This window comes from Limnomicrobium aquaticum, from assembly GCF_040545545.1.
Taxonomy (GTDB): Bacteria; Pseudomonadota; Alphaproteobacteria; order Rhizobiales; family Rhizobiaceae; genus Ensifer_A; species Ensifer_A aquaticum.
Genome location: NZ_JBEPMB010000002.1, coordinates 187077 through 209916 on the forward strand (window position 1 = coordinate 187077; position 22840 = coordinate 209916).

The window sequence follows — 22840 nt, forward strand, 5'->3', positions numbered from 1 at the left end:
TCTGGAGCGCACTCCAGATCAAGCGGAAAAGCGTCGTTGGTCGCAAAAACTTCGTTTGACTTTAAATTCGGAATCAATCAATTGATTGATTGATGACGGAACAAAGCCCAAAATATGTGAGCACAGACACGCGACGCCGCGAGATTGCGGCGGCGGTGCGGGCGCTCATCGTCGAGAAGGGAATCGATGGCCTGCGCACTCGCGATGTGGCCGCGCGTGTCGGGATCAATATCGCGACGCTCCACTATCACGTACCGAGCAAGGAAGCCCTTCTGGGCCTCGTCATGGACACCCTCCAGGAGGAATTCATCGAACAGGGCCAGCGCGTGAACCAGATTGCGCTCGACCCGCTGGGCCGGCTCAAGCTGGAAATTGCGGAATACAAGAGCTTGCTGGTTCACAAGCCCGATCTGCTGCCGCTGATCGAGGAAATCGGAAAGCGCGCGCGTTTAGACCCGCTGTTGGAACCGAAGGTGCGCGCCATGCGTATCAACTGGCATCGCCGCTTCGTGACCATCCTGGAGGAAGGCCGCGCGGCGGGTCAGTTCCGTTCAACCCTCGACCCGGAGGCCGGCGCGCATATCGTCATCGGCGCGCTCGTTTCCTTTCAATACAAGCCTCGCCACCTGCTGTCACTTTTTGACAGCGTTGCCGAAGAACTTATCCGCTCCTTCACTGCTGCACCGATCTGAGAGACCCCCATGACATCCGCGCCCCCGAACGACCATCAGCCCTATCCGACCTATGAAAAGCGCTGGTCGGCGATGGCCATCATTCTGATGGCGAGCTTCATGAACCTGCTCGACGTCACCATCGTCAATGTCTCGCTGCCGACGCTGCAGCATGACATGGGGGCGAGCTCCTCCGACATCGAATGGGTCGTGGCGGGCTTCATCCTCACCTTCGCGCTCGGCCTGCTCCCCTTCGGCCGCTATGGCGACATCGTCGGCAAGAAACAGATGTTCCTGATCGGCGTCGGCTGCTTCACCGCGGCGTCGATCATGTGCGGTCTCGCGCCGAACATCGAATTCCTGGTCATCGCACGGCTCCTGCAGGGCATGGGCGGCGCGGTCATGACCCCGCAGGTGCTTTCCATAGCCCAGACGATCTTTCCCCCGCATGAGCGCGCCACGGCCTTCTCGCTCTTCGGCCTGACGGCGGGCCTCGCATCGGTCATCGGGCCGGTGCTCGGCGGCCTCATCATCGGCGCCGACCTCGGCGGCCTCGCCTGGCGCCCGATCTTTCTCATGAACGTGCCCATCGGCATTCTGGCACTGATTCTGGGCGCAAAGTTCATTCCGAAAATCCCCGGTAACCCCGGCATGAAAAACGACTTCGGCGGTATTCTGATAGTCTCTGCCGCCATGTTCCTGCTTGTCTTCCCGCTGATCGAGGGCCGCAACTATCACTGGGCCACATGGTGTTTCGCCATGCTCGGCGCCGCCGCCGTGCTCTTCGTCGTCTTCGTCCTGTGGGAGCGTCGCCAGAGCCGCACAGGCGCGCCGCAGCTTCTGCCCGTCGACCTGATGCGGAACCGCAACTTCATGATCGGCGCGTTCATGTCGCTGATCTTCTTCTCGGCCATGCCGCCCTTCTTCCTGATCTTCGCGCTCTATCTGCAGTCTGGTTATGGGCTGGCGCCGCTCTGGTCGGGGCTGACCACCCTGCCGTTCTCGGTGGGCGTTCTGGTGGCTTCCGCCATTTCCGGCCGTCTCGGCTTCCGCTGGCAGCGCCAGCGCATCGCGGCCGGCGTTGCCCTGATGTTCGTCGGCATCTTCGCGCTGCGCATGATTGTCGGCAGCCTCGAAGGCAGCCTTCACTATGGGGTTTTCGTCGCGCCGCTCCTGGCGGCCGGCGTCGGTCTCGGGATTTCGATCTCCTCGCTGTTCCAGACCATCCTTGCAGGCGTGCCGGTCAAGGATGCCGGTTCGGGCTCCGGCGCGCTTCAGGCGATCCAGCAGGCCGGGGGCGCGCTGGGCGTGGCCATCGTCAGTGAAATCTTCTTCCGTGCGCTGACAGCACAGCTGGCAGCCGGCGCTCAGCCAGTCGCCGCTTACAGCACATCGCTGATGACCGCAGTCCTCTATAACCTCGTCGCTTATGTCCTTGTCATCCTGGGCGTCCTCGTCCTGAAAAACCCGCCGCGCATCCAGATGCCGGGTGCGGCTCCGGTCATGGCCGATTGAGTATTTCGGACAGCAGAAACGAAAAAGGCCGCGGAGCGATCCGCGGCCTTTGCTATTCCCGAGCCAGTAATGGTGTCAGGGCACGATCAGCGTACCGGCGCCCTGTTCGCTGAAGAGTTCGAGCAGGACGGAATGGCTGGTCTTGCCGTTGAGGATGACCACGCCCTGCACGCCGGCCTCGATCGCTTCGATGCAGGTTTCGACCTTCGGGATCATGCCGCCGGAAATCGTACCGTCCTTGATGAGGGCGCGGGCTTGAGCAACCGAAAGTTCCTTGATCAGCTGCTTGTTCTTGTCGAGAACGCCGGGAACGTCGGTGAGGAAAAGCAGGCGTGTGGCGTTGAGCGCACCGGCAATCGCACCTGCAAAGGTGTCGGCGTTAATATTGTAGGTATGCCCATCGCGGCCCGGTGCGACCGGCGCGATGACCGGGATCATCTCGGACTTCGCCAGCAGATCGAGCAGCGTGCGATCGACTTCGACCACTTCGCCGACAAAACCAAGATCGAGAACCTTCTCGATATTGGAGTCCGGGTCGATCATCGTCTTCTTGGCCTTTTCGGCGAAGACCATGTTGCCATCCTTGCCGCACAGCCCGATCGCCCATTCGCCGGTCTGGTTGATCAGCGCGACGATTTCCTTGTTGATCGAGCCGGCCAGAACCATTTCGACGATCTCGACCGTCTTCTGGTCGGTGACCCGCAAGCCCCCCTCAAAGCGGCTCTCGATGCCCATCTTGGTCAGCATCGCGCCGATCTGCGGCCCGCCGCCATGCACGACGATGGGATTGACGCCCGATTGCTTGAGCAGCGCGATATCGGCGGCAAAGGCCTTGCCGAGTTCGGCATCGCCCATCGCGTGGCCGCCATATTTCACGACGATGGTCTTGTGCTCATAGCGCTGCATGAAGGGCAGGGCCTGCGCCAGGAGCCTGGCTTGCATTTCGCTTTCTGTTTCGGACATCAAATGGCCTCTTGGGAATTGGTCGGCGATTGTTTAGTGTGTTTCGAAGACGATGTGAATAATCCAGAGCGGAATATTCTCGGGGGCTTGGGATGAGGTATTCTTGGCGGCGAACGATGACAGGGATGAGGCAGACGTCGCCCGGCTGATTGCACAGGTGGCGCTTGGCGATCGAAAAGCCTTTGCGGCGCTCTATCAGCAAACCAGCCGGAAACTATTCGGTGTCTGCCTGCGTATGTTGCAGGACAGGGCAGATGCAGAGGAGGCGCTGCAGGAGATCTATATCAAGGTCTGGAACAATGCCGGCGCCTATCGTGCCGACATGGCCCGGCCGATGACATGGCTGATCGCGATTGCGCGCAACCATGCGCTGGATATGCTGAGGCGCAGGCGCCAGGCGGCCGTCGAACTGGACGAGGCCGGCGAGATTGCCGATCCGCAGGCAGGACCGGAAGAGACCGCTGTGCTGAGTTCGGAAGGCAGGCGGATCGACGATTGCATGCGTGAACTCGAAGAGGATCGCGCGGCAGCCGTCCGCAGCGCCTATGTCGAGGGCATGAGCTATCTGGAACTGGCCGGCATGCACGGGGTTCCGCTGAACACGATGCGAACCTGGCTGCGCCGCAGCCTGATCAAACTGAGAGAGTGCATGGACCGATGACGACGCCGGAAAACAAGAGGAGCGACCGCAGCCGCGACGAAGTGCTGGCGGGCGAGTATGTCCTCGGCGTCCTGCCGTTGCCGGACCGGCTGCGCGTTGAACATCGTCTGCGCCAGGACAAGGCCTTCCAGGCAATCGTGGCGCGCTGGCAGGAGAACCTGGCGACCTTCAACACGGAATATGCCGCCGAGGCACCTCCGTCCTGGCTTTATGGGTCCGTTGAGGCCAAACTGTTCAGCAAGGGTGTGGCCGATCAATCGAAGGGGCTGATCTGGCAGTCGCTCGCTTTCTGGCGCGGGCTGACACTGGTCACACTCTCCGCCGCCATCTTCTTTGCGGCCAGCGCGGAAGGAGTGTTCCGCAAGCCGGCCGCCAACGCGCCCGTGGTGGCCACGCTCGGCTCCGGAACCTCTTCCATCAGCCTCGTGACCCTGTTCGATCGCCAGAGCGGACAACTGAAGGTCACGCCCGTGGCCGCGGGTGCTGGAAAATCGAACTCGCTCGAACTCTGGCTGATCGAGGGCGATAGCGCGCCCGTGCCGCTCGGTGTTTTCCCCGAGACCGGCGATGGTTCAATCGTCATTCCGCCCGACATGCGCGGCCGTCTCAAGGACGGGGTCACGCTCGCTGTCTCGCTCGAGCCCTTCGGCGGTTCCCCGACCGGCAAGCCAACCGGCCCGGTGGTCGCCAGTGGCAAGATCGGCGCTTAGGCCCTTCAAAAGCTCCAAAAGAGCCGCGTTACGATAAGGTGGCGCGGTGGATCAGTTTCAATAGAAAAATTTATTTCGAATAATTTTGAAACTTGTTGCGCGGTCTCTGCGTAGAAGCTCCCGTAACCCCAATGCAGAAAGCGCTTGCGACAGATGTCGTAAGCGGAGGCGCTCTGTATTACTAGAAAGTACTGCGTCCGATTTTGTTCAATTTGGCAAAATTGTGAAATTGCGGTGGGGGAGGAAGAAAATTGAAACGCAGGACTTTGGGTCCGCTTTAAACAGGAGTCGACAATGTTGCAGAAACTGATCCGTATTCTTACCGTGACCAGCATCGCCGCCATTCCGGCCGTTGCACTTGCCGCCAATCCGATGGTCGGCGGAGCGCCGATGTATCCCGAAAAGAACATCGTCGAGAACGCCGTCAATTCGAAGGATCACACCACGCTCGTGGCTGCCGTCAAGGCTGCCGGTCTCGTCGATACTCTCTCGGGCAAGGGCCCGTTCACCGTGTTCGCGCCGACCAATGAAGCCTTCGCAAAGCTGCCGAAGGGCACGGTTGAAACGCTCGTGAAGCCGGAAAACAAGGACAAGCTGACCAAGATCCTGACCTGCCATGTCGTGGCGGCTGACGTCATGTCCTCGGCGCTCGCCACGATGATCAAGGACGACGGCGGCACACATGACATCAAGACAGTCGGCGGCTGCATCCTGAAGGCCAAGGCCAAGGGCGGCAAGATCACCATCACCGACGAAAAGGGCGGCGTCGCCAAGGTGACGATCGCTGACGTCAAGCAGTCGAACGGCGTGATCCACGTCATCGACCACGTCCTTCTGCCGAAGTAATCCCGGTCAGCTGAACTGACACAATCGAGCCCGCCGCAATCCGCTTGCGGTGGGCTCTTTGTTTGCATTGAATGCGATGGAACTTTATTGCTTCAGGTGCGCAACGCCGTCACGATCGCATCGCGCAGTTCGATCATCCCGTCGCCCTTTTCGGAAGAGGTGGAGAGAACGAAGGGATAGGCTGCGGGGCGCTTCTTGATCTTCTCGGCCGTGTCGGCCAGAAGCTTCGTGACCGCAGGCGGCTTGATCTTGTCGCTCTTGGTCAGCACGACCTGATAGGAGACGGCCGCCTTGTCGAGCAGGTCGAGAACTTCCTCGTCATTCTTCTTGATGCCGTGGCGGCTGTCGATCAGTACATAGACCCGCTTCAGTGTGGCGCGGCCGCGCAGATAATCGAAGATCAGCTTCGTCCAGTTGTCGACCGTTTCCTTCGGTGCCTGCGCATAACCATAGCCCGGCATGTCCACCATCGCCGCCGGCGGCAGATCGCCATCCTCGCCCGAGTAGCCATCGGGTACGAAGTAATTGAGTTCCTGCGTGCGGCCGGGCGTATTGGAGGTGCGCGCCAGCCCCTTGACGCCCGTCAGAGCGTTGATCAGCGATGACTTCCCGACATTGGAGCGCCCGGCAAAGGCAATCTCCGGCGGACCTTCAGGCGGCAGGAATTTCAGCGCCGGTACGCCGCGGATGAAAACCCACGGCTTGCCAAAGAGAACGGCATCTCCAGCAGGTGCTTGCGTTTCCATGTTTCTCTCCAGCGGTAACGGCATGTCAGGCGGGAATTGATGTTTTGACCGGAAATGTCAAGCAAAACCGGCTCCCGATACCCCTTGCGATTTCTGGTGTAGATTGAAGCCGGCGAGTCGCATTCCGGTAAAAGGGCACGGTTTAGGAATTGCTAAAGATTTTAGGGAATTATCGCACCTGTAAATTTGAGGGCATTTCATGGGCACCGTAACGCGATTGCCGGAGGCAGCGCGATATCTTGAGGGCGTAATTTTCGTACTTCGGAAGGAGGCCGAGGATACGTATGCGCTTGACGAAGCTCAGGGTGCTCTTGGTCCTCTGGTGTTTGACGATCCTGCCGCTACGCAGACGCTTTACCAGGCGGCTCTTGCCATGATGACGCCACGCCGGCGCCGGCTTTTCCTCGACAGGATGCGTGACATCTTTCGCCGCCGTGGCCCGGTGACGGAGTTTCTGGAAGTTGTTCTGGGCGAAACCATTCTCAACATCGAGATTCGCGGTGAAGTGACAGAAACCGCCGAAGGCGTATTCCTTGCGGGCTATGCGCGTGATTGCACCGAGACTGAGCGCCTGGGTGCCCAGCGCAAGGCTGAAGCGATCCTCAGCGCAACCGTCCAGCTGTTTCCCGATATGGTATGGCTGAAGGACGAAGACGGTCGCTACGTTCTTTGCAATGAAATGTTCGACCGTTTCAACAACGTGCCAAGCGCTCAGCTTGTCGGAAAGACCGCCAGCGAGACCGATCAGGGTAAACGCGCGCCGATTCACGACAGCACCGATCGCCAGGCGCTGGTCACGAACGATATCGTGACGTTCGAACATGCGGTGCAGGGTCCCGATGGTGAAACCCGGTTCTTCGACGTGCGCAAGCTTGCCCTGCGGGACGACGAAGGCAAGCCGATCGCCATCCTCGGCACGGCTCGGGAGACGACGCAATGGCGCAGGCTCGTCAATGAACTGGGTCAGCGTGAAAACGCCTATCGGACGCTGGCCGACAATTTGCCCGACAGCCTCATTCGTGTGGCCCGTGACGGCCAGCTGCTCAATATGAACCGCCCCATGCGCGAATTCTTCGAAAGCGCAAACCTGCCACCGCTCGAGGATGCGCTGACCCGGGACCTCAGTGGGGTGACCAATGGGCCGGCCACGATGGAGATGATGCGATCGATCGGTAGTGTCTTCGAGACCGGCGAGGCCTGCACGATCGAACTCGACCTCACGGACGGGACCGGCCTCGTCTACACCCACGAAATCCGCCTCTTTCCTGAATTCGGGCAGGATAGTGTCGTTGAGTCGGTTCTTGCCATCGGCCGCGATGTGACCGAGCGCAAGGAGATGGAAAAGCGTCTCGCGCAGAGCGAGGCCGAAATGCAGGCGCTGGCCTTCCGCGACAGCCTGACCGGTCTGCATAACCGACGCTCGTTCCAGAGCCTTCTGCAGACCGTTCTCGACGACGCTTACATGTGCGGTTCGATCAGCGCCCTGCTGCTTCTCGACATCGACCGCTTTAAATACATCAACGACACACTCGGCCACGCGGTAGGCGACGAGTTGATCTTCCAGTTTGGCCGACTTCTGATCGGGGCCGTCGGCAAGGAAGGCCATGTCTGCCGACTCGGAGGCGACGAATTCGCCGTTGTCATGCCGGCTGTTGCCGAGGCCGCCGATGCGGAGAAGCTGGCGCAACGCATCCATGATGCCCTGCAGTCGCCGATCGATGTCGGCATCGACCGCATCGCCATCACGACCAGCATTGGTGTTGCCTTCGGGGTGGGCGAAACCTTCGATCAGTACGCGCTCTTCCGCTTTGCCGACATGGCTCTTTATGCCGCAAAGGCAGCCGGACGCGCCCGCACCACCGTCTATGACAACCGCATGGCAACCGAGGCGCAGCGCCGCTTCGAGCTTGAAAACCAGATCAACGACGGTCTGCGGAACAATGAGTTCCAGGCTTTCTTTCAGGCCAAGGTCGATCTCAGGACGGGTGCAATCAATGGTGCCGAAGCCCTGTGCCGCTGGATCCGGCAGGACGGATCCTTCGTTTCGCCCGGCGCTTTCATTCCGATTTCGGAAGAAACCGGACAGATTATCGAGATCGGTCGACGTGTACTCCTGGATTCCTGCCGCTTCGCCGTCGCCGTCAATGCCGGACGTGCAGAACCGATCGCCGTTTCGGTCAACGTATCGGCGCGGCAATTGCTCTTCGGTGGCTTTCTCGGCACGCTCGGCGCCTGCCTGGAGGAGACGGGGTGCAAGGGGCAGTGGCTCGAACTGGAAATCACCGAAAGTCTGCTGCTGGGCGACGACAGCAATATCAGCGAAACCCTTCACGCCATCGTCGGCCTCGACGTGTCGCTGACCATTGACGATTTCGGCACGGGCTATTCGTCGCTCAGTTATCTGGCCCGTTTCCCCATCACCACATTGAAGATCGATCAGGCCTTCGTGCGCGATCTGGAGCGGAACGACAAGAACGCGGTGCTCTGCCGGGCCATCATCTCCATGGCGCAGGGGCTGGGCCTCAAGACCGTGGCGGAAGGCATCGAGACGGAAGAAGTCGCTGAGCGCCTGAAGACGCTCGGTTGCGATACCGGACAGGGTTACCTTTGGAGCAGGCCGCAGCCTGCCGACAGGATCATCGCGACCATCCGCGCCGAAATGGCCGCGAATGCCTTGCCGGGACTTTTGGACTTGGCCTTGTAGGCGGACTGCGAGGCGCCGGGCGCAACGCCAAAACGAAAGAGCCGCCCGAAGGCGGCTCGCTTCTCATCTGGAGCAATTTCAGCGAAAGCGGAAACCGGTTTCGCGTCTGAAGTTGCGCAAAAACAAGGAGATAGGTCGCTTCAGCGTTTCTATGAAACGATGAAATGATCCAGGAGCGCCGATCCTTGATCAGGCCATCGCCTTGGCAACGATCTCGCGCAGCTTGCCGAGGTCCTTGGCGAATGCGCGGATGCCTTCCGACAGCTTTTCGGTCGCCATCGCGTCCTCATTCATCATCCAGCGGAAGGTCTTCTCGTCCATCGCGATCTTCTCGACCGATGTGATCTTGTCTTCCGACAGAACGCGCGTCAGCGTGCCCTTGTCGGCGTCCAGCTCGTCCATCAGCTGGGGCGAGATCGTGAGACGGTCGCAGCCGGCCAGCGCTTCGATTTCGCCGATATTGCGGAAGGATGCGCCCATGACGACGGTCTTGATGCCGTGGGCCTTGTAGTAGTTGTAGATCGCGCGGACGGACACGACGCCCGGATCGGTCTCGGACGTGTAGTCCTGACCCGTCGACTTCTTGTACCAGTCGAGGATGCGGCCGACGAAGGGCGAGATGAGGAAGACGCCTGCATCAGCGCAGGCAATCGCCTGGGCCATGGAGAAGAGAAGCGTGAGATTGCAGTTGATGCCTTCCTTTTCCAGCACTTCCGCAGCGCGGATGCCTTCCCAGGTCGAGGCGAGCTTGATCAGGATGCGATCCTTCTCGATGCCACGCGCCTTGTAGTCGGCGATGATTTCGCGCGCCTTGGCGATCGAGCCTTCGATGTCGAAGGAAAGGTCGGCATTCACTTCGGTCGAGACGCGACCGGGCACCAGCTTGGTGAGCTCCGCGCCGACAGACACTGCGAGACGATCCGAAACGGCAGCAACCGCTTCGTCATGCGACAGGCTGGAGGCCTTGCCCCAGGCGATGGCTTCGGCAAACACGTCCTTGAACATGTCCGTGCCGAGCGCCTTGAGGACGATCGACGGATTGGTCGTGCAATCGACCGGCTTTAGCCGTGCCACGGCTTCGATGTCGCCCGTGTCGGCAACAACCGTGGTCATTGCGCGCAATTGTTCCAGCTTGGATGTCATGTTCATCTCCCGTCTGTCGCCGGTTGAAACCGGCCGTCGCGCCAGCATCAGCCCGGCGCTCTTTGAGACCTTATTCCCAACAATGCGGCGCCTGTGTCAATCGATTTATATCGATTGAATGGCAAATTCGGCTGATCCTCAACCTTCGCCGGACTCGTAGGCCTGACGCGCCAGCCGGATTGCGCCGTGATGCATTTCGGCCCATTCGATCAGTATGCCAAGCGGGCTCAGCAGCGACCTGCCGAGCGGCGTCAACTTGTATTCGACGCTCGGCGGAACGGTCGCAAACACGGTACGGTCAACCAGTCCGTCGCGCTGCAGATCCTTCAGCGTCTGCGTCAGCATGCGCTGCGAGATGTCGGGGATCGAGCGTCGAAGCTCACCGAATCGATGGGTCCTCTCGCCGAGAAGCCCGATGATCAGGGTACTCCACTTGTCGCCCAGCTGGCCCAGAACATCGCGAACCGGGCAGTTGCCTGCATCGAAACTTTCATAGCGCGACCGGATGTCGCCCACCGTCCGCGCTTGCACGTCGCTCATGGGTGGTTACCTTTCTGTGCCTAGGGGCCCAAACAATGCCTACTTTACAGACTTACACGCAGATTGTAGCCCTGGTTACTGAAAGAGACAATAGTGCGTTTGTGCATGCATTGTCATCTTCCCGGGGTAGAACACCCCTGGCAACACGATTTTGCTCATCAGCAATTGAAAGGATGAAACCATGTCCGACACGCTTCTCGTTACCGGCGCTTCCGGCCAGTTCGGCCGCCTCGTCATCAAGCACCTCCTCGAAACTCAGGGTGTTGCGCCCGGTTCCATCATCGCCGCCAGCCGCGACACGTCGAAGCTCGCCGATATTGCCGCCAAGGGCGTGAAGACCGTTGCCGCCGACTTCGACGACGCAGCCTCACTGGAAAAGGCCTTCGCCGGCGTCAACCGCCTCCTGATCGTTTCGACCGATTCGCTCGACGGCACCGACCGCCGCCTGCGCCAGCATTCGGCTGCCGTGGCCGCCGCCAAGGCCGCCGGCGTTGGTCATATCATCTACACGTCCATGCCGCTGCCGGACGAATCGCTGGTCACCTTCGCGCCCGACCATCTCGGCACCGAAAAGGCGATCAAGGCTTCGGGGCTCGGCTACACGATCCTGCGCAACAGCTGGTACATGGAAAACCTGTTCGCCTCGATCCCGAACGCGCTGAAGTCCGGCCAGTGGTTCACTGCCGCCGGTCAGGGCAAGACGGCTTATGTGACGCGCGAAGATCTCGCCCGCACCGCCGCAGCCGTGCTCGCTTCCTCCGACACGTCCAGCAACACCTACACGCTGACCGGCGTCGAGGCGCTGTCGAATGACGAGATTGCAGCTCTTGCATCCCAGATCATCGGCAAGCCGATCCAGGTCGTGCATGTTCCGGATGAAGGCCTGCTGCAGGGCATGATCGCCGCCGGCGTGCCGGAATTCGTGGCGCCGACCTATCTCTCCTTCGACACCAACACCCGCGCCGGCAAGCTGGCAACGGTGACGGGCGACATCGAGAAGCTGACCGGCAAGGCCCCGATCACGCTGAAGGCCTTCTTCGAAGCCACCAAGGACGCCTTTTTGGCTGCTTGAATAGGCTAATCTTTGAAACCGGCCCGGCGCGGCTTGCGCCGGGCCGGTTTCAGGCTCACGCAAGCCGCTGTTTCTACAAGTCGATGACAGCGGATGGAACAGATGAGCACGGAAGATCAGGTCGATGCAGTCTTGCAGGCATTCAGCGCAGGCGACTGGCGTCTCTGCCTGACGCGCGCCGCACTCCTGCTGACCGAGGGCAATCCGCCTGCGCCCGTGCTTCTGGCGGCCGCCCAATCCTATTCCCGCCTCGGCCATATGCCCGAGGCCGCCCATTTCTACGAACTTGCCGCCGAACTGATGCCCGAGCAGGCGCAGCTTCTCTTCACGCTGGCCGCCCGCATCCGTGCCCAGCTTTTCGACGACACCAGGGCGCTTGCCTTGCTGCGTCGTGTGCAGGCGCTGGGACCCATGGCCCCCGAGGCTCTGTCCACACTGCGCAAGATTCTGCGCCCGCGCCTCGCACTCGCAGAACTCGCCCGCCTTGATGGCACTGTCCATCAGGCCATGCTGAGGGGTGAGGCCTGGGCCTTCGACCATGAGGACCCGCTGTTCCATCTGATGTGGTGCGGCGACGAGCACCTCAACGGGCTTGTTCGTCATATGCCGGCCGGCCGGCCCTTCACCGCGGAAGCCCGTGCCGCCCGCCGCGCTCGTCCGCATCGCTTCGGCGAGAAGATCCGCATCGGCTACCTCACCAATGACGTTTCGGACCAGCATCCCACGATGATCCTGTTTCAGGGTGTGCTGGAGGCCCATGATCCGGATCGGTTCGACGTCACGCTCTTCTGCTACACCGATTCCGATCTCGCGGAGACCGATCTCGAATTCCGCCGGCGCTACCCCAATCTCGTCGATATCCGCGATCTGGACGACGGGGCGGCGGCAGACCTGATCCGTGCCCGCGGCATCGATATTCTTGTCGACATGAAAGGCCACACGCGCGGCGCCCGCGTCGATCTCGTCAACCGCGGGCTTGCCCCGGTGCAGGTGGCATGGCTGGGTTTTCCGGGCACATGTTACGGTATCGACTGCGATTACATCATCGGCGATCCGATCGTGCTGCCGGATGGGTCCGAGCCGTATTATCACGAGCTATTCTGCCGGCTTCCGGAAACCTATCAGTGCAACGACTGGAAAAGGCGGCCGCACCCGGTGCCCAGCCCGCGCGCTTCTTTAGGCTTGCCGGAAGACAAGGTCGTCTTCGGTTCCTTCAACAAGCCCGCCAAAATCACGGCCGATGTCGCGGCTCTCTGGGCGAGAGTGCTGGAGGCCGTGCCGGATTCGGTTCTCTGGGTGCTCTGCCAGCCCGGCCCGGCGCGGGAGAATTTCGTCCGCCATATGCAGGGTTTGGGCATCGATCCGTCGCGTGTGATCTACATGCCGCGCGCCGACTATGCCTATCATCTGGCACGCATGGCCTGCGTCGATATTGCCCTCGATACGTTTCCCTATAGCGGGCACACGACGACCTCCGACTGCCTCTGGGTCGGCGTGCCGGTGGTGGCGCTCAAGGGAACCAATTTCGCGTCGCGCGTATCGGAAAGCCTCCTCACAGCCATTGGTCTCGGCGAGCTTGTTGCTCGCGACGAGCAGGCCTTCGTCGACATGGCGGTGGCGATGGCTCGCAGCCCGCTGCGCCGCCGCGCGCTGAAGGCAAGGATCGAGCAGAACCGCCTGCGCCTGCCGCTCTTCGACACCGAGCGCTTCACCCGCCACCTTGAGGCTGCCTATACGGTGATGGCGGAGCGTGCCGCAAAGGGTTTGCCGCCCAGGGCATTCGACGTGCCGCCGCTGCCGCCCCGCCAGGGCCCATTCGCCTGATCTGGATGAAGCAACGTGGACCATAAGAAAAACCCCGGCGCCATGGTGACACCGGGGTCTCAAATGGTCCGTCGGCCGTGGCCGTCAGGCTTTCGTTCGTTTCTTGAACAGCCCCTTCAGATTGTCGAACAGCTCGATCTTGACGCCATGGCGCTTCATGATGATCGACTGCTGCAGGATAGACAGCGAGTTGTTCCAGGCCCAGTAGATCACCAGACCGGCCGGGAAGGAGGCCAGCATGAAGGTGAAGACGACGGGCATCCAGGTGAAGATCATCGCCTGCGCCGGGTCCGGCGGCGTCGGGTTCATGCGCATCTGCAGGAACATGGTAATGCCCATGATCAGCGGCCAGACGCCGAGATGCACGATAGTTGGCGCCTCGAACGGCAGAAGACCGAAGAGGTTGACGATCGAGGTCGGGTCCGGCGCGGAGAGATCCTTGATCCAGCCGAAGAACGGCGCCTGCCGCATTTCGATCGTGACGTAGATCACCTTGTAGAGCGAGAAGAAGACCGGGATCTGCAGGAGTACGGGCCAGCAACCGGCGACCGGATTGATCTTCTCTTCTTTGTAGAGCTGCATGGTTGCCTGCTGGAGCGCCATGCGGTCGTCGCCATGCTTTGCCTTCAGCTCTTCCATCTTCGGCTGGATCTTCTTCATATTGGCCATCGAGGCATATTGCTTCGAAGCCAGCGGGAAGAAGAGCGCCTTGATGACGATGGTCGTTGCCAGGATCGCCAGGCCGAAATTGCCGAAATAGCGGAAGAAGAAGTCCATCAGCGCGAACATCGGCTTGGTGAAGAAGTAGAACCAGCCCCAGTCGATCAGGAGGTCGAAGCGCGGGACGTCATAGCCCTTTTCGACCGTCTTGGTTCCGATGAGACCGTTGGTCAGCTTGCCGAACCACGAATCGTCCTTGGCATAGCCATCGACCACCGGCACTTCCTTGGCACCCGCGAAGACGAGGTTCTTGAGTTCCTTCGTCTCACCGGGAGCAAGCGCAATGTCGACGCTCTTGAAATCGGCCTGGAAGCGCGGCGTGCCGTCTTCGAAATGGGTGAAGTGGGGCACGTATTCGATCGACTGCGGCGGAATGATCGTCGTTGCCCAGTACTTGTCGGTCATGCCGAGCCAGCCGGTGGAGGTCTTGTCGTAGGCCAGCGGCTTGTCCTTGGCGGCCTTGTACTTTTCCTCGATCAGACCATTGGAGCCGAGCCAGCCGATAAAGCCTTCATGCAGAACATAGGTCGTGGGCTCCAGCGGCTCCTTGTAGCGCGTCACGCGGCCGTAGCCGGCGATGGTCGATGCCTGCTGGCCGCTATTCGTCACCTTGTCGGAAATCGTGAACATGTAGTTCTGATCGACCGAGATCGTGCGGGCAAAGGTCAGTCCGTCCGGGCTCTGATAGGTGAGCGTGACGGGCGTCGTCGGCGTCAGCTTGGCATTGGCATCGGCTTTCCATTCGGTGGCCGGGCCTGGCAGTGCGGTTCCGCCGATATAGCCAAGTTCGATGAAGTAGCCGTCAGCCGTTTCGGCCGGGTTCAGCAGCGTGATGTTCGGGCTATCCTTGGCGACCGTCTCGCGATACTTTTTCAGCTTCAGGTCGTCGAAGCGTGCGCCGCGGAGGTTGATCGATCCGGACATGTCAGGCGTGTCGATGGCGACGCGGCCGCTCGAGGCAAGCGCTGCATCGCGGCTGACGGCACCGGCGGTCGTGCCGGCCGGCGGCACTGCGCCGCTGGTCGTGGCAGCAGGTGCTGCTGCGTTCGTGCTGGCGGCCGGCTGGGCGGCGACATCCTGGGCGTTCTGCTTGGCGATATCGGCCTGGCGCTGGGCTTCCATGCGCGGGCCCATGTAGAAATACTGCCAGCCGAACAGGATCAGGACCGAAAGCGCGATCGCGACGATATAGTTGCGGTTATTTTCCATCAGATTTTCCCGAGCTGGCCGGTCGCGGCCGCTTCTTGATGTCAGTGCCGGCAATGCGCGCCGACAGGGCCTGGGTCAGCCGCTCGAAGGGAGCGGAAAGCATGTCCCGATGCGCGACGATCACATAGTCGTGTCCGGGCTTCATTGCAAACTGCGCGGTAAGCCGCACAACCTCTTTCAGCCTGCGGCGCATGCGGTTGCGTTCGACGGCGTTGCCCTGGCGGGTCGTCACCGTGAAGCCCACGCGCGGCGGCTCATCGGGTGCTTGCCGGTCGAGTACTTCAACGATGAAGAACGGACCTTTCCGGCGCTCGCCCTCGCGGACACACAAAAACTGGGGCCGGCTTTTCAGCCGCCCCGCAGGCTTTTTGATTTGAATTGAGGCGTCCTGCCCGTGCGTTTCCATCGGGCGGGACCGCTTGTCAGGCCGAAAGACGCTTGCGGCCGCGGTTGCGGCGAGCTGCGAGAACCTTCTGGCCGCCGGCAGTTGCCATGCGGGAACGGAAGCCATGACGACGCTTGCGAACAAGCTTGGAGGGTTGGTAGGTACGCTTCGTAGACATTTATTTTAACACCGCGGTGTGCGGCCCTTCTTGAATTTGCAAGCATTTTGCAAGGAGCGTTTCGCCTGGAACGAAGACGTCAAGCGCCATCTATCCATCGACGTGGCGGCTTATTGATATAAATCCGCCCGAAAGTCAATTCCCGCAGGCGTTCTGCCGCAAATTGTGGACCTGATGCTCCCGTGCAGGGGATCGCCATAGAGCCCCCTGACAATTGAGGGGTAAGGCTAGTCTACAAGTTTAAGCATTTTCTAACCTTAGCGCGCCTAGGTTTTCGTTCATATTGCGACCTGCATCCCTTGCCGTGCAGTCGATTTGGCGGAGAGAGACATTGAACATAAAGGCCAGAATTCTGTCGCTCGTGACGATCATGAGTGTTGTGGCGTGCCTGTTGGGCGGCGTTGGCGTGTTTGTCGTCGAAAAATACGATGCTCGCCTCTCCGAATTCCAGAACGTGTCCGAGCGTGCCTATCTCGGTGAAAAACTGAACCGGCTGGTCACCGCCGTCGTCATGGAAGCGCGCGGCATCTACGCAGCGCCAGATACGGAGAAAGCCAAGCAGTTCGCCGAGGGGCTCACCAAGCGTCTGGCGGATATCGACGCCGTCATCGCCGAATGGAAGCCGCTCGTGTCGGCCGATCAGGCCCCTGTCTTCGAAGCCATGACGGCCCGCGCCAAGGAGTTCCGCGAGTTCCGCTCCGAAACAGTGCGCCTCGGCACGCAGGTTTCGCCGACCGAGGCCAACAAGCAGGGGAATAACGACGCCAACCGCGCCAACCGCAAGGCCTTCCAGGCTGAAATCGACAAGATCGTCGAGGTCGACCGCAAGGCTCTGGATGAGATTACGAATCAGGTCGCGAGCTTCCGGACCCTCATGCTGTCCATCGTCTCCATAATGGCGGTTGGCGGCATCTCCATCGGCCTCATCATCGCCTTCGTGATTGCGAAGCGCTCGCTGGCTGATCCGATCTTGACACTCACCGGCCAGATGACGGACATGGCCGCCGGCAATTACGAGCGTAACGTTGCCTTCGTCGATCGCGCCGATGAAATCGGCGACATGGCCCGCGCCGTCGAGATTTTCCGGCAAAACGGCCTATCGATGCGCGTTCTCAACCTCTCCAAGGAAGAGGAACGCGTCAACGTTGCGCGCCTGCAGACGGCCATCACGGAAGCTACGGCGCGCGCCGCTGCCGGCGATTTCACTGGCCGCATCTCGGTCGATTTCGGCCATCCTGAGCTCAACCGTCTCGCTGAAAACGTCAATCGTCTCGTTGAAAATGTCGACCGCGGCCTCAGTGAAGCCGGCGGGGCCGTTGCGCTCCTTGCCGAGGGCGACCTGACGCGCCGTATGAGTGGCCACTTCGAAGGTGCCTTCGCGGAACTGCAGAAGAACGTCAACGCCACCTTTGATGCGCTGTCCGGTATCATCGGCAATGTGCGCGGCAGCTCGGTGAGCATGGACGACAGCACCCGCGAACTTCGCGGTGCGACCGATGACCTGTCGCGCCGCACCGAACAGCAGGCCGCCGCGCTTGAAGAAACCTCCGCCGCGCTCGACCAGATCACCGCCGTCGTCAAGGCCTCCTCGCAGCGCGCCCAGGAAGCGAGCCGCATGGTGAGCGAAGCGACGTCGGATGCGGCCCATTCCGCCGTGATCGTGCGTGACGCGGTCGACGCCATGGGGCGCATCGAACAGGCATCCAGCGAGATCAGCCAGATCATCAACGTGATCGACGAGATCGCCTTTCAGACAAACCTTCTGGCGCTCAACGCCGGTGTCGAAGCCGCCCGCGCCGGCGAGGCCGGCAAGGGTTTCGCCGTCGTTGCGCAGGAGGTGCGCGAACTGGCGCAGCGTTCTGCCCATGCTGCCAAGGGAATCAAGACGCTGATCACCAAATCCGGCGAGGAGGTGGGCGCCGGTGTGCGGCTCGTCCACAAGACGGGGGAGGCGCTGCAGAAGATCGAGCATCAGGTCAGCGAGATCAACGCCCATATTCAGTCGATCGCCACCGCCGCCCACGAACAGTCGGCAGGCCTTGCAGAAGTGAACACAGCCGTCAACCAGATGGACCAGGTCACCCAGAAAAATGCCGCCATGGTGGAGGAAACCTCCGCTGCGACGCATAAGCTGTCGCAGGATGCCGCCGGGCTCACCGAGATGATCGCCTGGTTCCGCCTGTCGGAAGGTACGCCCAGCACAGAACGCGGGCGGACGGCGCAACCTCCGTCTGCCGCCACTCGCCGGGTCGCGCCGGCGCGCAACCCTGCCGCCGCCCCGCCGCGTCGCCCGCTGAAGGTCGCAGGCGGCGCTGCCGGTCAGGGCTGGGAAGAGTTCTGAGCCCATTCTGCACCGACGGCCCAGAGAGGACGCCCGGCCGCCGCGCCGGGCGCTTTCAATTGCGGTGGCATATCCCGATCAAGTGGTTATAATGTCCGCCATCCGGGCGGGGCGCGCCTTGGGGGGAAAAGGCGGTCAGACGTGCGCGACGGCAGGCAGGAATCGGCAGCGGTAGCGCTTCAGGAGGCGAAAGTTCGCCCCTGGCGTGGTCTTTCCGGCCGTTTGCTCTTGCTGACATTCGCCTTCGTGACGCTGGCCGAAATCCTCATTTTTCTTCCTGCAATCGCCAATATGCGACTGAACTGGCTGTCCGACCGGCTCAATACGGCCGCCGCCGCCTCTGTTGTTGTGGATGGGCTGAAGGATGTCGTGTTGCCGAAGCCGGTGCGCGACGACACGCTGATGGCGACCGACACCAAGGCCATCGTTCTGACCAAGGACGGCATGCGCCATCTGATCGCGATGGCCGACATGCCGCCGACCGTCGACTTTCAATACAATCTCGCCGCTGTCTCGTTGCAGCGCGCCATCTACGACGCGTTCGACGAACTGTTCTTCGGCGGCAACCGGATCATTCGGGTTTTCTGTCCGATCGACAAGACCGACATGAAGATCGAGGTTGTCATGGCCGATACGAGCCTGCGCGCGGCCATGATCACCTATTCCCAGAACGTGCTGCTGATCTCGCTGGTCATCTCGTTGATCTCGGCGGGCCTGATTTTCATGGCCATCAACCGCATCATGATCCGGCCGATCCGGCGGCTGACAAACAGCATCGAGCGCTTTTCGATGCATCCCGAGGACGCCGACAGCATTTTCGAGCCGGGCAGAGGCGGCGACGAACTGGCCGTCGCCGGGCGGCATCTCCAGACGATGCAGAAGGAACTGCAAAAGACGCTGCGCCAGCAGAAGAACCTTGCCGAACTCGGCCTTGCCGTCTCCAAGATCAATCATGACATGCGCAATATCCTGGCGTCCGCGCAGCTGATATCCGACCGCCTGGGCGACACGGAAGATCCGATGGTGAAGCGGCTGGCGCCGAAGCTTCTGCGCACGATAGACCGGGCCGTGAGCTATTCCGACAGCGTGCTTTCCTTCGGCAAGGCGAGCGAGGCCGAGCCGAAGCGGCGGCTGGTGCGCCTGAAGACGGTGGTCCAGGACGTCGTGGATGTGTTGACGGGGATCGGAGCGGAAAGCGGATTGGGATTCGATGTTCGCGTGCCCGACGATCTGACGGTGGATGCCGACCCCGACCAGCTCTTTCGCGTCATCCACAATCTCGTCCGCAACGCCGTGCAGGCGCTGATGAACGAGCCGGAGGACGATGCGGTGATCAAGCAGGTGACTGTGTCTGCCTATCGCACCGGCAGCGTCGTGAGCATATCGGTTGACGACACCGGCCCCGGCATGCCGCAAAAGGCACGCGAGAACCTCTTCAAGGCCTTCCGCGGCTCGGCCCGTTCCGGCGGCACGGGGCTTGGCCTCGCCATTGCCCGCGAACTCGTGCTAGCCCATGGCGGAACGATTGCGCTCGTGGAAAAAGCCCAGCCCGGCACGCTTTTCCGCATAGAAATCCCCGACCGCCCCATCGCCATAGACGGCTTCCGTCGCCATCCTTCGCAGACCTCGCCGAACGCGTAATTGACCGGGAAACGAAAATTTTTCCGATTTCCGCTTGCATTCCGACAAGCAACCCTTTAGGAGAGCCCCACACCGCCGCTTCGACAAGAAGCGCCGCGCGGCACGCACCCGTAGCTCAGCTGGATAGAGCACCAGACTACGAATCTGGGGGTCAGGAGTTCGAATCTCTTCGGGTGCGCCATTCCATCTCTAAGCGATTAGCTAACTCATATATTGCGCGCCCGGTGTGTTTGGCTTCAAGCCACGACAGCCAGTTCGGACGACCGCTCGCGCTGCATTGTTCTGATGGTCGCCATGTAGACCAGGTCGTTCAGATACATGCCGACACCGATACCCTGGTCGTAGCTCGCCCACTGACGTGGTAGAATCTGGACGCGGTTCTTGTCGCGGTTGATTAGCCTGACGAGCCCTGCCGCTTCAGCCTCGATCAGCAGCTGACGGACATGGGTCCGTGAAACGCCGAACCGGTCGCCAATTCCGGCATAAGGAATCGCGGTGTCCGGAAATCCGGGTGCCTCCATCGTCAGCCGCAGCAATTCGGCCTGAACGACTGCGCCGGCGGCATGATTGAAATAGAGCATCACATCGGGCATCGCCAGAAGCAGGGAGGCCGCGTAGGGCACGAAGGCAATTGTGCTTCGCCGGAATGCGACGTGAAAATCCGAATCAGGCCCCATCAGCGCGCTGTAGTCGTGCTCCGGAAACAGCACCATAAGCGGGGCAAAATGCGCAGCAAGCCAATCGCGGTCGTGGGCTTTCAGTTTTTCGGTGGGCTTCAGAATGCGCACGCGGCGATCCTGCTCTGCGGGCTTCATCTGCATGAAGCCGGTCGAGCATAGACGCGCAATCAGGCCATCAATATGTCGCTCACTCGCTACGCCGAACAGCCGCATTTCCTGCTTGAGGCGCTTGACGGTCAGCCATGTCTCCCGTCGATCGGGATCCGATCCCGCATCTATCACTCCCGCGATGTGATAGACGAGAAAACGGCCCGATTCGATCAGCAGCCGAACCGTGTGCGGATCGCCGCTGTAGAGACCTATCAACCGGTCGAGATAGACTTTCCGCGCCTCCGCGATGCGCGGATGATAAATAATGTCTTCAAGCGACAAGCGCGCAGGTCCGCCCGCAAGGCGCTCGATTTCGGTCTGATCCAAGATTGCCTCCAACCCGAAAAGGCAAGATGTCGAAATGCGTTACAGCAAAAAAAGTTTCGCATGCACTTTGTCAACTGCCCGGCGAGTGGCGTGGTTTCGTTCGATTGTAAACGTGCTGCCAAAACACCAGTCGGGGCTGGAACGGCTCTGGTAAGCTTGGAAGCGGGTTGGCCTGACTTGTGTCAGGTCACTCCCACTTCACCGCCGTCTTCCTCGGGCTCACCCAGTAAAACCCGTTCGCCGCGACCGTCTGCCAGTCATCCGCCTCTCCATTCGGCCATATCACGCGGAATTCCACCTCAGTGTCCTTCCCGACGCCGAAATGGTGCCAGCCCAGCGAGCCGCCGGCATGGCCGCCGCCGATCGTGATTTCGCGGCGGAGCACATGGCCGTCATGCTTCACCTCGATCCACGCGCCGATTCCGTCGCGGTTGCCGCCTTCGCTCTTCAGGCCGATCTCGATGAAATGGCCGGCATCCGAGGTCACGTTGCGCCAGACCTGCGCGGGCTTCCAGCGGTTGGTGACGACGAGATCGACCAGGCCGTCGAGGTTGAAATCGACGAGGGCCGCTCCGCGCGAAACATTCATGCTGGCAACGCCGGCCTCCAGTCCCATTTCGATGAAATTGCCCTTGGCGTTCTGCACCAGCAGATCGTTCGGGTCGAGCTTGGCGAAGTCAGGCATTTCCGCGACATTGCCCTTGGCGATGAAGAGATCGACCAGCCCGTCATTGTTGACGTCCTGAAAGTCGGTATGCCAGGCGGTCGAGGGGTGCCAGTCGCCGCCGGTATAGGGCCTATGCGCCGTCACGCCCTTGGCAAAGGCTATGTCCTTGTAGGCGGCCGGCCCCTTGCCGTCCTTCGGCAGGGTCACAAGCGTCTGCAGCTTGTTGTCGGCCATGCTGGTGAGGAAATATTCGGGGTAACCGTCGAAGTCGAGGTCATAGCTGGCAATGCCCATGCCCCAGATGCGCAGGTATTTCCAGCCCTCTTCCTCGCTGTAGAGCACGGGCGCCTTGCCGGGGTCCACATGCCACATCTGCTCGCGCCCGCCCTTGTAATATTCGCGGTCGTTGGAAACGCGCAGCGAGGGTATGCCGGAACGGTTCCAGTCGGTGAAGAGCATGGAGAGTGCGCAATAGCTGGGTTTCAGCGGCAGCGGATTGGCAAATTTGCGCTGCGGCGTCGCAGTCTCGGGGCGATGCAGCCAGTTGTCGGTGCAGGAGCCCCATGGCTCCATGTCGGCCTCCGGGTCGATGTAATTGCCTATGGCAATCGTCGGCCATGTGTTGCCGCGCTCCCAGGTCGCGGCCATGGCGGCCGACCAGGCCTTGCCGCCGTCGAAATTCCAGGTCTCGTTGGCGCGTTCAAACTGGCATTTGCCCTTGCCGCGCATGACGATGTTCTCGCCGAGCCGGAGCAGAATGATGTCCTTGATCCCGTCGCCGTCGATATCGATGGCGTAGGAGCCGAGCAGCTTGTCGACCTCCAGCCCGGACGTCATCGCCTTGAAGCGGATCGGCCCGCCCTTCTTGCTCTCATTGTGATAGAAGACCGACTTGCCAGATCCGCCCGGCAACAGCATGTCCGGAAAGCCGTCATCGTCGCAGTCGAAGGTCGAGACGCCGCCGCCGACCATGAATTCCCAATCGCCATTGTAGACAGCATCCACACCGCTCTCGGCCGCCTGTTCCTCCTGGAAGATCGGCGTGACGGGGCGTGGCGTGGGTGCATCTTCTGCACCTGCCGCCAGTGGCGAAAGCAGAAGAAGCGAAGAGAGGACGCAGAGCCGGATTCCGTTCACCGCCAGCATC

19 protein-coding genes and 1 tRNA gene are annotated in these 22840 nt (G+C 61.1%); 11 read left to right on the forward strand and 9 right to left on the reverse strand.

Going from position 1 to position 22840, the window contains the following annotated elements; all coding sequences use genetic code 11:
• The first annotated feature begins 92 nt into the window (after nt 1-92).
• The gene (locus ABID16_RS09505) at nt 93-692 is read left to right on the forward strand and encodes a TetR/AcrR family transcriptional regulator (RefSeq protein ID WP_354556105.1); all 600 of its coding nucleotides are present in this window, start codon (nt 93-95) and stop codon (nt 690-692) included.
• Between the two features lie 9 nt (nt 693-701).
• Nucleotides 702-2186, forward strand: a complete 1485-nt coding sequence (locus ABID16_RS09510; RefSeq protein ID WP_354556106.1) for an MFS transporter — start codon at nt 702-704, stop codon at nt 2184-2186.
• 75 nt (nt 2187-2261) lie between these two features.
• Here the strand turns inward: ABID16_RS09510 and argB are convergent, their stop codons facing one another.
• Nucleotides 2262-3149, reverse strand: coding sequence for an acetylglutamate kinase (gene argB, locus ABID16_RS09515; RefSeq protein WP_354556107.1), 888 nt, complete (start codon nt 3147-3149; stop codon nt 2262-2264).
• Between the two features lie 103 nt (nt 3150-3252).
• On the opposite strand from argB, the gene ABID16_RS09520 reads away from it, so the two are divergent.
• From ABID16_RS09520 to ABID16_RS09530, 3 genes are all read left to right on the forward strand, one after another.
• On the forward strand, nt 3253-3810 hold the full coding sequence (locus tag ABID16_RS09520; protein WP_354556108.1) for a sigma-70 family RNA polymerase sigma factor: 558 nt from the start codon (nt 3253-3255) through the stop codon (nt 3808-3810).
• Nucleotides 3807-4520 (forward strand): anti-sigma factor, encoded by a 714-nt coding sequence (locus tag ABID16_RS09525; protein WP_354556109.1) that lies wholly within the window; start codon nt 3807-3809, stop codon nt 4518-4520. The genes ABID16_RS09520 and ABID16_RS09525 overlap by 4 nt, the downstream gene beginning before the upstream one ends.
• Before the next feature lie 294 nt (nt 4521-4814).
• Nucleotides 4815-5366: a fasciclin domain-containing protein gene (locus tag ABID16_RS09530; protein ID WP_354556110.1), complete on the forward strand. Its 552-nt coding sequence runs from the start codon at nt 4815-4817 to the stop codon at nt 5364-5366.
• 92 nt (nt 5367-5458) lie between these two features.
• Here ABID16_RS09530 and yihA read toward each other — a convergent pair whose 3' ends face one another.
• Complete coding sequence (gene yihA / locus ABID16_RS09535) at nt 5459-6112, reverse strand: ribosome biogenesis GTP-binding protein YihA/YsxC (protein WP_354556111.1); 654 nt, start codon at nt 6110-6112, stop codon at nt 5459-5461.
• Between the two features lie 199 nt (nt 6113-6311).
• Here yihA and ABID16_RS09540 point away from each other — a divergent pair, with 199 nt between their 5' ends.
• Nucleotides 6312-8816, forward strand: coding sequence for an EAL domain-containing protein (locus tag ABID16_RS09540; RefSeq protein WP_354556112.1), 2505 nt, complete (start codon nt 6312-6314; stop codon nt 8814-8816).
• A gap of 189 nt (nt 8817-9005) precedes the next feature.
• Here ABID16_RS09540 and tal read toward each other — a convergent pair whose 3' ends face one another.
• Together tal and ABID16_RS09550 are read right to left on the reverse strand one after the other, a co-directional pair.
• Nucleotides 9006-9959, reverse strand: coding sequence for a transaldolase (gene tal / locus ABID16_RS09545; protein ID WP_354556113.1), 954 nt, complete (start codon nt 9957-9959; stop codon nt 9006-9008).
• Nucleotides 9960-10097: 138 nt separating this feature from the next.
• Nucleotides 10098-10499, reverse strand: coding sequence for a winged helix-turn-helix transcriptional regulator (locus ABID16_RS09550; RefSeq protein WP_354556114.1), 402 nt, complete (start codon nt 10497-10499; stop codon nt 10098-10100).
• Nucleotides 10500-10680: 181 nt separating this feature from the next.
• Between ABID16_RS09550 and ABID16_RS09555 the strand changes: the two genes are divergently transcribed.
• Both ABID16_RS09555 and ABID16_RS09560 read left to right on the forward strand, forming a co-directional pair.
• Nucleotides 10681-11571 (forward strand): SDR family oxidoreductase, encoded by an 891-nt coding sequence (locus ABID16_RS09555; RefSeq protein ID WP_354556115.1) that lies wholly within the window; start codon nt 10681-10683, stop codon nt 11569-11571.
• Nucleotides 11572-11673: 102 nt separating this feature from the next.
• Nucleotides 11674-13395 carry an O-linked N-acetylglucosamine transferase, SPINDLY family protein gene (locus ABID16_RS09560; protein WP_354556116.1) on the forward strand — a complete coding sequence of 574 codons (1722 nt, stop codon included), beginning with the start codon at nt 11674-11676 and terminating at the stop codon, nt 13393-13395.
• Nucleotides 13396-13479: 84 nt separating this feature from the next.
• On the opposite strand, the gene yidC is transcribed toward ABID16_RS09560, so the two are convergent.
• Genes yidC through rpmH form a run of 3 tightly spaced genes read right to left on the reverse strand, consistent with a single transcriptional unit; the run spans nt 13480 to nt 15887 of the window.
• The gene (gene yidC / locus ABID16_RS09565) at nt 13480-15324 is read right to left on the reverse strand and encodes a membrane protein insertase YidC (protein WP_354556117.1); all 1845 of its coding nucleotides are present in this window, start codon (nt 15322-15324) and stop codon (nt 13480-13482) included.
• Nucleotides 15314-15730 carry a ribonuclease P protein component gene (rnpA, locus tag ABID16_RS09570; RefSeq protein ID WP_354556118.1) on the reverse strand — a complete coding sequence of 139 codons (417 nt, stop codon included), beginning with the start codon at nt 15728-15730 and terminating at the stop codon, nt 15314-15316. Before rnpA ends, yidC begins: the two co-directional genes overlap by 11 nt.
• 16 nt (nt 15731-15746) lie before the next feature.
• A complete protein-coding gene (gene rpmH / locus ABID16_RS09575) occupies nt 15747-15887 on the reverse strand; it encodes a 50S ribosomal protein L34 (RefSeq protein ID WP_109856150.1) in 141 nt (46 codons plus the stop codon).
• A 331-nt stretch (nt 15888-16218) separates the two neighbouring features.
• Between rpmH and ABID16_RS09580 the strand changes: the two genes are divergently transcribed.
• From ABID16_RS09580 to ABID16_RS09590, 3 genes are all read left to right on the forward strand, one after another.
• Nucleotides 16219-18228: a methyl-accepting chemotaxis protein gene (locus tag ABID16_RS09580; protein ID WP_354556119.1), complete on the forward strand. Its 2010-nt coding sequence runs from the start codon at nt 16219-16221 to the stop codon at nt 18226-18228.
• Nucleotides 18229-18369: 141 nt separating this feature from the next.
• A complete protein-coding gene (locus tag ABID16_RS09585) occupies nt 18370-19869 on the forward strand; it encodes a sensor histidine kinase (protein ID WP_354556120.1) in 1500 nt (499 codons plus the stop codon).
• Between the two features lie 104 nt (nt 19870-19973).
• Nucleotides 19974-20050: transfer RNA gene (locus ABID16_RS09590), tRNA-Arg, on the forward strand.
• A gap of 55 nt (nt 20051-20105) precedes the next feature.
• Here ABID16_RS09590 and ABID16_RS09595 read toward each other — a convergent pair.
• Together ABID16_RS09595 and ABID16_RS09600 are read right to left on the reverse strand one after the other, a co-directional pair.
• The gene (locus ABID16_RS09595) at nt 20106-20981 is read right to left on the reverse strand and encodes a hypothetical protein (RefSeq protein WP_354556121.1); all 876 of its coding nucleotides are present in this window, start codon (nt 20979-20981) and stop codon (nt 20106-20108) included.
• A 232-nt stretch (nt 20982-21213) separates the two neighbouring features.
• Complete coding sequence (locus ABID16_RS09600) at nt 21214-22839, reverse strand: CRTAC1 family protein (RefSeq protein WP_354556122.1); 1626 nt, start codon at nt 22837-22839, stop codon at nt 21214-21216.
• Nucleotide 22840: the final 1 nt, after the last annotated feature.

What these genes read in the sequence shown, in the direction of transcription:
- ABID16_RS09505 (WP_354556105.1), top strand. Translation starts at nt 93, where the DNA reads ATGACGGAACAAAGCCCAAAATATGTGAGCACAGACACGCGACGCCGC.
- ABID16_RS09510 (WP_354556106.1), top strand. Translation starts at nt 702, where the DNA reads ATGACATCCGCGCCCCCGAACGACCATCAGCCCTATCCGACCTATGAA.
- argB (WP_354556107.1), bottom strand. Translation starts at nt 3,149, where the DNA reads ATGTCCGAAACAGAAAGCGAAATGCAAGCCAGGCTCCTGGCGCAGGCC.
- ABID16_RS09525 (WP_354556109.1), top strand. Translation starts at nt 3,807, where the DNA reads ATGACGACGCCGGAAAACAAGAGGAGCGACCGCAGCCGCGACGAAGTG.
- ABID16_RS09530 (WP_354556110.1), top strand. Translation starts at nt 4,815, where the DNA reads ATGTTGCAGAAACTGATCCGTATTCTTACCGTGACCAGCATCGCCGCC.
- yihA (WP_354556111.1), bottom strand. Translation starts at nt 6,112, where the DNA reads ATGGAAACGCAAGCACCTGCTGGAGATGCCGTTCTCTTTGGCAAGCCG.
- ABID16_RS09540 (WP_354556112.1), top strand. Translation starts at nt 6,312, where the DNA reads ATGGGCACCGTAACGCGATTGCCGGAGGCAGCGCGATATCTTGAGGGC.
- tal (WP_354556113.1), bottom strand. Translation starts at nt 9,959, where the DNA reads ATGACATCCAAGCTGGAACAATTGCGCGCAATGACCACGGTTGTTGCC.
- ABID16_RS09550 (WP_354556114.1), bottom strand. Translation starts at nt 10,499, where the DNA reads ATGAGCGACGTGCAAGCGCGGACGGTGGGCGACATCCGGTCGCGCTAT.
- ABID16_RS09555 (WP_354556115.1), top strand. Translation starts at nt 10,681, where the DNA reads ATGTCCGACACGCTTCTCGTTACCGGCGCTTCCGGCCAGTTCGGCCGC.
- ABID16_RS09560 (WP_354556116.1), top strand. Translation starts at nt 11,674, where the DNA reads ATGAGCACGGAAGATCAGGTCGATGCAGTCTTGCAGGCATTCAGCGCA.
- yidC (WP_354556117.1), bottom strand. Translation starts at nt 15,324, where the DNA reads ATGGAAAATAACCGCAACTATATCGTCGCGATCGCGCTTTCGGTCCTG.
- rnpA (WP_354556118.1), bottom strand. Translation starts at nt 15,730, where the DNA reads ATGGAAACGCACGGGCAGGACGCCTCAATTCAAATCAAAAAGCCTGCG.
- rpmH (WP_109856150.1), bottom strand. Translation starts at nt 15,887, where the DNA reads ATGTCTACGAAGCGTACCTACCAACCCTCCAAGCTTGTTCGCAAGCGT.
- ABID16_RS09600 (WP_354556122.1), bottom strand. Translation starts at nt 22,839, where the DNA reads ATGCTGGCGGTGAACGGAATCCGGCTCTGCGTCCTCTCTTCGCTTCTT.